Origin of the sequence: Psychroflexus sp. MES1-P1E (genome assembly GCF_002836055.1) — a bacterium.
GTDB lineage: Bacteria > Bacteroidota > Bacteroidia > Flavobacteriales > Flavobacteriaceae > Psychroflexus.
This window is the reverse complement of sequence record NZ_PJBS01000163.1, coordinates 46,784-56,310: the sequence shown is the minus strand read 5'-3', so window position 1 is coordinate 56,310 and position 9,527 is coordinate 46,784. Positions and strand designations below refer to the sequence as shown.

10 protein-coding genes and 1 pseudogene are annotated in these 9,527 nt (G+C 34.4%); 5 read left to right on the top strand and 6 right to left on the bottom strand.

The window, feature by feature from the left end; all coding sequences use genetic code 11:
- Nucleotides 1-166, top strand: a 166-nt coding sequence (locus CXF67_RS07765; RefSeq protein ID WP_374702245.1) for a carbonic anhydrase, incomplete at its 5' end; no start/stop codon positions are given.
- A gap of 162 nt (nucleotides 167-328) precedes the next feature.
- On the opposite strand, the gene CXF67_RS19200 is transcribed toward CXF67_RS07765, so the two are convergent.
- The 3 genes and pseudogenes from CXF67_RS19200 to CXF67_RS07755 all read right to left on the bottom strand — a co-directional run bounded on the left by CXF67_RS19200 (nucleotide 329) and on the right by CXF67_RS07755 (nucleotide 2,509).
- The gene (locus CXF67_RS19200; protein ID WP_374702244.1) at nucleotides 329-472 is read right to left on the bottom strand and encodes a hypothetical protein; all 144 of its coding nucleotides are present in this window, start codon (nucleotides 470-472) and stop codon (nucleotides 329-331) included.
- 40 nt (nucleotides 473-512) lie between these two features.
- Nucleotides 513-1,038 (bottom strand): annotated as a pseudogene (locus CXF67_RS07760) (GTP-binding protein); the annotation flags it as partial.
- Nucleotides 1,039-1,138: 100 nt separating this feature from the next.
- Nucleotides 1,139-2,509 carry a TlpA family protein disulfide reductase gene (locus CXF67_RS07755; RefSeq protein WP_257984625.1) on the bottom strand — a complete coding sequence of 457 codons (1,371 nt, stop codon included), beginning with the start codon at nucleotides 2,507-2,509 and terminating at the stop codon, nucleotides 1,139-1,141.
- Nucleotides 2,510-2,679: 170 nt separating this feature from the next.
- On the opposite strand from CXF67_RS07755, the gene CXF67_RS07750 reads away from it, so the two are divergent.
- Complete coding sequence (locus tag CXF67_RS07750) at nucleotides 2,680-4,311, top strand: ABC-F family ATP-binding cassette domain-containing protein (protein WP_102088233.1); 1,632 nt, start codon at nucleotides 2,680-2,682, stop codon at nucleotides 4,309-4,311.
- Between the two features lie 73 nt (nucleotides 4,312-4,384).
- On the opposite strand, the gene mltG is transcribed toward CXF67_RS07750, so the two are convergent.
- From mltG to dapF, 3 genes are read right to left on the bottom strand one after another with little or no spacing between them, the layout of a single operon-like run.
- The gene (mltG, locus tag CXF67_RS07745) at nucleotides 4,385-5,428 is read right to left on the bottom strand and encodes an endolytic transglycosylase MltG (RefSeq protein WP_102088232.1); all 1,044 of its coding nucleotides are present in this window, start codon (nucleotides 5,426-5,428) and stop codon (nucleotides 4,385-4,387) included.
- The gene (locus CXF67_RS07740; protein WP_015022992.1) at nucleotides 5,418-5,945 is read right to left on the bottom strand and encodes a GNAT family N-acetyltransferase; all 528 of its coding nucleotides are present in this window, start codon (nucleotides 5,943-5,945) and stop codon (nucleotides 5,418-5,420) included. The genes mltG and CXF67_RS07740 overlap by 11 nt, the downstream gene beginning before the upstream one ends.
- Nucleotides 5,932-6,723: a diaminopimelate epimerase gene (gene dapF / locus CXF67_RS07735; protein ID WP_102088231.1), complete on the bottom strand. Its 792-nt coding sequence runs from the start codon at nucleotides 6,721-6,723 to the stop codon at nucleotides 5,932-5,934. Before dapF ends, CXF67_RS07740 begins: the two co-directional genes overlap by 14 nt.
- 126 nt (nucleotides 6,724-6,849) lie before the next feature.
- Between dapF and CXF67_RS07730 the strand changes: the two genes are divergently transcribed.
- The 3 genes from CXF67_RS07730 (at nucleotide 6,850) to CXF67_RS19055 (ending at nucleotide 9,518) form a co-directional block, all read left to right on the top strand.
- Nucleotides 6,850-8,256, top strand: a complete 1,407-nt coding sequence (locus CXF67_RS07730; protein WP_102088230.1) for a trypsin-like peptidase domain-containing protein — start codon at nucleotides 6,850-6,852, stop codon at nucleotides 8,254-8,256.
- Nucleotides 8,257-8,398: 142 nt separating this feature from the next.
- Complete coding sequence (hpt, locus tag CXF67_RS19060; protein WP_102088229.1) at nucleotides 8,399-8,938, top strand: hypoxanthine phosphoribosyltransferase; 540 nt, start codon at nucleotides 8,399-8,401, stop codon at nucleotides 8,936-8,938.
- A complete protein-coding gene (locus CXF67_RS19055; protein WP_015022996.1) occupies nucleotides 8,931-9,518 on the top strand; it encodes an adenylate kinase in 588 nt (195 codons plus the stop codon). Before hpt ends, CXF67_RS19055 begins: the two co-directional genes overlap by 8 nt.
- The last annotated feature ends 9 nt before the right edge of the window (nucleotides 9,519-9,527 follow it).

Sequence of the window (9,527 nt, the reverse complement as noted above, 5' to 3'; positions counted from 1 at the left end):
AAATGAAGAATTTGTACATATGGTCTGCGAGAACAATGTAAAAAATACTATAGACCAAATTAGAATAAACAGTCCTATTCTAAAAGAAATGGAAGCTAATGGAGAAATAAAAATTGTAGGTTCCGTTTATGATATGGATAAGGGGAAGGTTGTTTGGTTAGAATAGAGTCCTATTGAAACAAAAAATCCATAATGTAGAATATTTAAGTGCCCTCTTAAAATTTAAAACTTATACCATTTAGATCTACATTAATTTTAAACCAAAAACTCTGTTTAAGAAATTAAACAGGGATTTATTTATTTTACATGATTCTAAACCAAATAGAATTTAGATAATCTTATGTTTTTTTCTGTCCATTTCTTTTAGGTATATTTTTCTAATTCTCAAATGTTTTGGGGTTACCTCCACATATTCGTCTTTTTGAATATATTCTAAAGCCTCTTCTAAAGAGAATTTCCTAGCAGGGACAATTTTTGCTTTGTCATCTGCACCTGAGGATCTAACGCTAGATAGTTTTTTCTTTCAGGCTATCACTCATCCAGTTGTTAAGTACCGAACCGTAAACAGCTGGAAAGTCCAATTGCCATTCCTCTGCACCAAGCTCAAACATCAAGTCAAACACTTTTCGTGTACCTCTTCTGGAGTACAATTAAGCTTGTCGACTTTATTGATAACAACACAAGGTTTAAGATCTAAAGCTTTTTGTAAGACGGAACGATTTTGTGACATAGGACCTTCAAAGACATCTACCACTAGCAGAACTCCATCAGCCATATTCAAAACACGCTCTACTTCTCCTCCAAATCAGCGTGATCGGAAGTGTCAATACTATTTATTTTGGTGTCTTTATAGATGACAGAGACATTTTTAGATATACTAGTAATTCCACCCTAATGCTCCAAATCATTATTATCTAAGATAAGATCTCCTGTTGATTCGTTGTTGCAAAACAATTTACAGTAATGCCTAATTATGTCTGCCAAAGTTGTTTTACCATGGTAGTCGTGAGCAATAATAGCAATATTCTTGATGTTCATAAAAAGGCATAATTTAAAGCATTTAAATTATGGTTTATTTTAATGATATTGCCCTGTTTTATGATGTGAAAATAACAAGACACCAACACCTTACAATATTTTAACGATTTAATAAACTCAGGATATGACTTTCTAACTTAGGATCATTCAGGTTCAAAGAATTATCTGTAATTGTAAAAGATTGATCAACAACATATACCTTATTGAGATAATTTCTAAAAAAAGAATATTTACTAAAGGGTGCATCAGAGATGATTTGAAATTCGGTGCTATATTTAAAGTCGAGTTGTTTTAACGCATTTTGCCAAAGAGCTCCGTTTTGAAAATCTAGGTTTATACTTAAAAACTTAACTTTAGGATATTTAGCTCTCAACTCATCGATTTTTTTCAAATTGCTTTTTTTGGCCTCTAAGGATAAAGCGGACCACGTATACAAAACCACAGGCTGTCCTTGAGCAAGAGATTTAAAACTTAAAGTGTCTGAACTGGTGGATTTAAATCTTGCCTCTTTCAAGCTACTCCCTATTAGATATTGACTTTGAATAGCTGTTAATTGATGTAATTCTTTTTCATCTAATGTAGGGCGATCAAATTTCTGAATGATGGATAAGGTTTCTTCTAGCTGGGCTTTAGTTTGAGAAAAAACAATTTCACGCCGAATTAGTCGATTAAAAAAGTTGGTTTTCAAATAGTCATTTTGAAATAACCCGTGAACTAAATTCAACCGTCGCTTCAAGTTTTTATGGTCATTCAAATCGAAGCACTCTCTGTTGGAAGGTTCACAAACTTCAATAGAATAATTTTTAAGATAATTATCCAAAAATCGCATATAACTAAAGTTGGAAACTAAATCGGAATCATTAAAATTCACATCTTCTCGATAGCTAAAATAATCTTTTGGAAATTCTTTAAATTTTATTGGGATGTATTTCCTTATGAGAAATGCGTAGCGTTCTCGCATATCATAATGTTCATAATTAATAGTACTTAAGGCGATATTCTTAAAATAAGGACTAAAATTCGATTGACTCTCTAGTGTGTTGAATTTTGCCAATCTTAATGCTCTCAAAGAGTCAGTTTTTTTGGTAAAAGCATCTGGAGATATTCTATAGTAGGAAAGAATTAGATCGTTATCCTCTTCATTAAGAAGAAACATATTGATCAAAAAATTATTTTCTTCTGACGAGTCTCCATCAAAACTCAAGGATTCGTCGAAGGCCATAGTATTCACCCTTAATACTGAACTATCTCCGGGCTTCAGATACATCGATTGACTTTCTGGATGGTGTTTAAAAGTATAAACAGATTCTTTATCTATAGAAAATCTGAAACCGAAATTATTGTTAGAATCTAAAGCAATGGTGTCAATAATGTCATCATTATGTTTTAGAGTGACGTAATTAGTATTTGGGTTAACAATTCTACCACCGACATAAGTTTCCTTATCTTCAGTGTGATTTGTACATGACAAAAAACTTAATATTAGTAATAGGTAGGTATATCTCATAAAAACTGAACAATACACACAAATCTAACTTTACCAAATCGTTGAATATGTTAACTCACAGTTAAAAAAGCAGTTTTGTTAATCCTTCATGAATTGTCATAAATTGATTACTTTTGCAAAAAATTAGATTTATTATGCTTTCAGTTTCAAATCTTTCTGTGCAATTTGGTAAACGTATTCTTTTTGATGAAGTCAATACGACCTTTACCACTGGGAATTGCTATGGTATTATTGGTGCCAATGGTGCTGGAAAATCAACGTTCCTAAATATCATTTCTAACAAAATGGATCCCACTTCTGGCAATGTCACCTTAGAGTCTGGTAAACGGATGTCTGTCTTGGAACAAGATCACTCCATGTTTGATAATTATAATGTCCTAGAGACGGTCGTAATCGGGAATGAGCCGCTTTACAAGATCAAAAAGGAAATGGATGAGATCTATGCCAAAGAAGATTTTAATGATGCCGATGGTGAACGCGTTGGAGTCCTTCAAGTTGAATTTGAAGAAATGGACGGTTGGAATGCCGAGAGTAATGCCGCTGCCCTACTTTCTAATTTAGGCATAGAGTCAAGTTCTCACTATACATTGATTAAGGACTTAGATGGACCACAAAAAGTGAGAGTACTCTTAGCTAAAGCTATTTTTGGAAATCCTGATGTATTAATTATGGATGAGCCTACCAACGATTTAGATTATGAAACTATATCGTGGTTGGAGAATTTCTTAGCAAACTTCAATAATACCGTTATTGTCGTTTCTCACGACCGTCACTTCCTAGATGCGGTTTGTACTCATATCTCTGATATAGATTTTGGAAAAATCAACCATTATAGCGGTAACTACACCTTTTGGTATGAATCGTCTCAACTCGCTGCCAAGCAACGTGCACAGCAAAACAAAAAGTCTGAAGAAAAGAAAAAGGAACTTCAACAATTTATTGAGCGTTTTAGTGCTAACGTGTCTAAGTCGAAGCAAGCGACGTCGAGAAAGAAAATGTTGGACAAGTTGGACTTCCAGAATATCAAACCTTCGAATAGAAGATATCCTGCTATTATTTTTGAAAAAGAAAGAGAAGCCGGAGATCAAATTTTACATGCTGAAAACCTATCGGCTAGCATAGACGGTGAAGTCATTTTTAAAAATGTTCACATCAATTTAAACAAAACCGATAAAGTGGTCTTTTATTCAAAAGATTCTCGTGCTACCAGTGCTTTATATGAAATCATAAATGGCAATGCAGAACCAGATACAGGCTCTTATAAATGGGGAGTCACGACCAACCAATCCTACTTACCTAACGACAATAGTGACTATTTCGAAAGTAAATTTTCTCTTGTAGATTGGCTAAGACAATGGGCTAAAACTGAAGAAGAGAGAGAGGAAGTTCACATCCGTGGATTTTTAGGTAAGATGCTTTTCAGTGGCGATGAAGCACTAAAAACTTGTAATGTACTTTCTGGAGGTGAAAAAGTAAGATGTATGGTTAGTAGAATGATGATGACTAGAGCCAATGTTTTAATTTTAGATGAACCTACCAATCACTTAGATCTTGAAACCATAACCGCTTTCAATAATTCTTTAAAGAATTTCAAAGGAAATATTTTACTTACTACTCATGACCATCAATTTGCACAAACAGTAGGTAATAGAGTGATTGAACTCACACCTAATGGCATCATTGACAAATTTTCAACGTTCGATGAATACATGTCGGATCCCAAAATCAAAGAACAACGTGAAAAGATGTATACTGTAGAAGCCTAAAAGGCAATACATCATCAACTAAAAAAGACTTCGAAATTCGAGGTCTTTTTTAGTTGATAGAGGAGATTAAATTTTATCTATAGATCTTTTGCTCATTCACCCAGTTTTGATACAGCCGAGCATTGCGGTTATGCTGAGCATAAGTTTTAGCAAATTTATGATACCCCATATTTTCTGTATCAGCAACGAAATACAAATAGTCATGAGATTCTGCATTCAGCACAGCGTCTATAGAAGACACATCCGGCATAGCGATAAGCCCTGGAGGTAATCCTTTGTTCTTGTACGTGTTATAAGGAGAGTCCAAATCTAAATCCTTATACAAAACACGTTTAATTTGAGTTTCAAAATCTTGATTTTGGTTTTGGATAGCAAAAATTACAGTAGGGTCTGCTTGTAACTTCATTCCTATGCGAAGTCTATTTAAATACACTCCTGCAACCTTGGGTCGCTCCTCTACTTTAGCGGTTTCTTTTTGAACTATAGCCGCTAAAGACATGACTTCTGTAGGTGTCAAATTAAGAGCATTAGCCTTTTTAGTTCGGCTGGTATTCCAAAATTTAGTATAATAATTGACCATTCTATCCCGGAATTCTTCTCCAGAGGTATTCCAGTAAAATTCGTAGGTATTTGGAATATAAAATTTTAGGCTTTCTAGAGCTGTTATTTGTAGAGAATCCAAAAAAGTACTATCCACCATAGCAGATAATAGAGATATGCTGTCGGCTTCAATTTGTTCTGCAATTCGTCCAGAAAGTTCTTCTAGCCTATGTTGGTTGTTAAAGCCAACTTGAATGGGAACATTCCTAGATCGTAAAGTGTTGACAATTCTGTTATTATTCATTCCTTTTTCCAACACAAAATGGCCGGCTCTTATTGAATTTTGATAGCCTTTCTTTTCTGCTACAGTAATAAAATCCTCTGTGTTTATAAGTAAAGGATGAATCTGATCAACAACCTGCTGAAGACTACTCCCTGTTAAAATATAAACCGATTGCTTTTCAGCTTCGAACGTGGTATTTGGGGAGAAAATAGTTGTGTAAATAGCATAACTTATAACACCTAGAATAACTAGACCTACCGCAGAAGCTGCGATTAATATTTTTTTAATGTACATGCATTATTTTTTGAAGTAAATATTCACTTTGAAATTTACCAGCATTAAATCTCCAATCTTTCTTAAGACCAATTTCTTCAAATCCAAAGCTTTTAAAAAGCCTTAAGCTATTTTTGTTATTTTCTATAATTGAAGCGAATATTTGATGCAAATCCAAGACATCAAACGTATAATCTAACATCAATTCCAAAGCTTCTGTACCATAACCTTTAGCCTGGTAATCCTTAAGAATTAGAATACCAAGACCAGCTCGCTTATTTTTAGGATCAAAATCATAAAGATCTATAAATCCAATAGGTTGCTTATTGTGCAAGGCAATAACCAGTCGCATTTGCTTAACTTCATAAATATCTTTGTAAGCATTTTGTAAGTATTCTTTTAAGACCGATCTAGAGAAGGGCTGAACTGTATCACTTAAATACCAAAAGTGTTCATCATTTTCCACCAGCTCAAGAAAATCCAAATCTTCTAAGATCAAGGCTCTAAGTAAAATGTGTGAACTTTTAAGTTTTATCATTATAATTTCCTTCAAATACGAATGTAGCAGGTCCCTTTAACCAAATATTTTTAGCTGCATTTAAACCTTCAATTTCAAAATAAACTTCCAAAGATCCGCCTTTAGTAAGAACCTTCACCGGTAAATCTTCAACTTTATTGGACATTTTTGATGTTATAGCCGCAGCAGTAACTCCGGTGCCACAAGAATAGGTTTCATCTTCCACTCCCCTTTCATAGGTTCTTACATGGACATCTCCGTCAATAACTTGAATAAAGTTAACATTGGTTCCACCTATGGCCTCATAGTTGGGAAGATTTCTTATTCTGCGACCCTGTACAAAAACGTCAAAATCTTTCACATCATCCACAAAAGCTACATGGTGTGGAGAACCTGTATTCATAAAAGAAGCTTCTCTACTTAAATTTACAGTGGGAACATCTATCATTTTTAAACTGACTGTCTCCCCTTTAATAATAGCAGAATGTAAACCATCTACAGCTTCAAAAGTTGTTTCAGAATCGATAATGCCAAGCTGTTTTGCAAAAGCGACTATACATCTCCCACCATTCCCACACATGCTGCTTTCTTTGCCATCTGCATTAAAATAAATCATTTTAAAATCTGAAATAGAATCGGATGGATTTTCCAGTAAAATAAGACCGTCCGCTCCTACACCAAATCGTCTATCACATAAGCCTTGGATGAATTTGGCATCGTTTTTGAAAACTGGAATCCTGTTATCTATAAGTACAAAATCGTTTCCCGTTCCCTGATATTTAAAGAAATGTAAGTCCATTAATTGTAATTGTAACTTGCAAATATAGGATAATAATAAGGGAAACGCTTGGGTTAAAAATGGGTTAAATTCATTCTTAATCTGAAGACATAAAGTAATTTTAAATTCACTAAAATAATACTAGTCATGAAAAAAAACATTAAATTTTTTGCTCTAGCTCTAATGGTCACCTTTCTTAGCGTTGGAGTATATAAAATCTTTTTTGAGGCACCGCCCCTAATTTCTGAATCTTACCAAATACCCTGGCAACAAGATAGCATGAATCCAACAGTGCAGCTTACTTCAGCTCTAAAAGAAAAGTCTGAATTAAGTTTTACTGAGGCTGCAGAAAGAACTGTAAACGCCGTTGTTCACGTAAAAAATGTAGCCACTACAAGGCAACCTAGAAGTTTATTTGACTATTACTACGGAAGCGGAGAAACTCAAAAAGCAATAAGAGGTGCCGGATCTGGAGTAATCTTGAGTCCCGATGGATTAATAGTCACCAATAATCATGTGATTAAAGGAGCCTCTGAACTCCAAGTCACCTTAAATAACAACAAAACCTATGTGGCAGAAGTCATCGGTACTTCATCTCAAAACGACATTGCTTTATTAAAAATAGACGCGACAAATTTGGATTATCTCCCTTTTGGAGATTCCGATCAAATTAAGGTTGGCGAGTGGGTCCTAGCCGTTGGTAATCCATTTAACCTCACCTCTACAGTAACTGCAGGTATTGTAAGTGCAAAGGCTAGAGATTTGAGTGGAAGTGATGATCAATTTCAGTCTTTTATACAAACAGACGCCGCAGTGAATCCTGGAAATAGCGGTGGTGCTTTGGTTAACACACGAGGAGAACTCATAGGTATTAACACCGCTATCACTTCTCAAACTGGCTCCTTCGTAGGCTATTCTTTTGCTATTCCAAGTAACAATGCCAAAAAAATAGTTGAGGATTTAATCGAATTTGGTAATGTAAGAAAAGCAGTTCTGGGGATTAGAGGAACCGACTTGAGTAGCGAGACAGCAAAACAACTGGAAATCAAAATATCACAAGGTTTTTATATCGATGGGGTGGACCCTAAAGGTGGTGCCTATAAAGCAGGTCTTAAAAAAGGTGATATTATTAAATCTATCGATAATATTAAAATCAGAAAGTTTGCAGATATGACAGGTTACTTGAGTTCGAAAAATCCAGGAGAAACTGTGACTATTACTTACTTGAGAAATAATAACGAACGTGAGTCTAAAGTAACCTTGGATATCTTTAAAGTCTACCAGATTGAAGATATCGGTTTAGAAGTATCGGAGATTTCAGAAGATCAACTTCAAAAATATGGTGCGTCTTCGGGCGTGATAATCAGTAAAGTTTTACCAAATAGTTTTACTAAAAACGATATCACGGGAGTATTGATTACTAAAATTAATGACAAGGAGGTTTACACAATTGAAGATGTAAAGTCTATCATAAAAAATAAAAACCCTGAAGAACCTATGCTAGTGACCTTTCTAACCCCAAAAGGACAAGAAAAAACGTATGTATTTAGGTAAATGAAATTAGTTTTTTCAATTCAAAATAGAACTCTCAATCTCATAGATTGGGAGTTTTTTAATTTTACTTTCCTATTCACTGAGTTGTACCCATTAATAGGTTATGAATTCCTATATTTGCGCTTTTATTAATTTCAACAGTATGATCAAAATTCACGATTTAGAATTCGAACCCTATCTAGGTCCTGAAAAGATCCAAGATACTATAAAGCAACTCGCTGAAGAACTTTCCAAAGACTACTCTTCAAAAACTCCTATTTTCCTAGGAATACTAAATGGTGCCTTTATGTTTTTATCTGACTTGTTGAAATATTACAAAGGAGATTGTGAAGTCAGTTTTACTAAATTAGCTTCTTACAAAGGAACTTCTTCTTCGGGTGAAGTGAGCACATTGCTCGGCGCGGGAAACTTGAAAGACAGAGACGTTATTGTAATTGAAGACATCGTAGATACAGGACTTACGCTAGAACATATTGTTAGTCAATTAAAAAAAGAAGGAGTCGCTTCCTTCAAAATAGCAAGCCTATTTTTTAAGCCAGAAGCTTATAAGAAATCCCTTCCCATAGATTATGTTGGGCTGGAAATTCCAAATAAGTTTATCGTAGGTTATGGATTGGATTATAATGGATTAGGAAGAAATTTGCCAGAAATATATCAACTTAAATCAAGTATAGATGATTAACATCGTGTTATTTGGCCCTCCAGGCGCTGGAAAAGGAACACAAGCAGAACACCTTAAGGAGAAATATGGACTTGTACATATTTCAACAGGAGATTTGTTTAGGTACAATATCAAAAATGAAACTGAACTTGGAAAACTAGCCAAATCTTATATGGATAAAGGTGCGTTAGTTCCCGATGAAGTCACCATTAAAATGCTCAATGCCAAAGTTGAAGACCATCTTGATAGCAAAGGTTTTATTTTTGATGGGTTTCCGAGAACTCAATCACAAGCTAAGTCTTTAAACAAATTAATGATTTCAAAAAACTCTCAAATTAACTCAATGGTCGCTTTAGAAGTTGCAGATGGTGTTATTGTTGAGCGGTTATTGGAACGAGGCAAAACCTCGGGGCGTAAAGACGATGCCAGCGAAGAAGTGATACGCAACAGAATAAAAGTATATTATAACGAAACAGAAATTCTTAAGGAATTTTACAAAAAAGAGGATAAATACTTTGGTGTGAATGGTGTGGGCTCAATCTCTGAGATTACTCAACGCATCAGTAAAGTCATTGACTCTTTATATAAATCGAGCATTTAGCTTACTATT

Excerpts from the sequence above, each read along its gene's own strand:
- CXF67_RS07750 (WP_102088233.1), top strand. The coding sequence starts at position 2,680 with ATGCTTTCAGTTTCAAATCTTTCTGTGCAATTTGGTAAACGTATTCTT.
- mltG (WP_102088232.1), bottom strand. The coding sequence starts at position 5,428 with ATGTACATTAAAAAAATATTAATCGCAGCTTCTGCGGTAGGTCTAGTT.
- CXF67_RS07740 (WP_015022992.1), bottom strand. The coding sequence starts at position 5,945 with ATGATAAAACTTAAAAGTTCACACATTTTACTTAGAGCCTTGATCTTA.
- dapF (WP_102088231.1), bottom strand. The coding sequence starts at position 6,723 with ATGGACTTACATTTCTTTAAATATCAGGGAACGGGAAACGATTTTGTA.
- CXF67_RS07730 (WP_102088230.1), top strand. The coding sequence starts at position 6,850 with ATGAAAAAAAACATTAAATTTTTTGCTCTAGCTCTAATGGTCACCTTT.
- hpt (WP_102088229.1), top strand. The coding sequence starts at position 8,399 with ATGATCAAAATTCACGATTTAGAATTCGAACCCTATCTAGGTCCTGAA.
- CXF67_RS19055 (WP_015022996.1), top strand. The coding sequence starts at position 8,931 with ATGATTAACATCGTGTTATTTGGCCCTCCAGGCGCTGGAAAAGGAACA.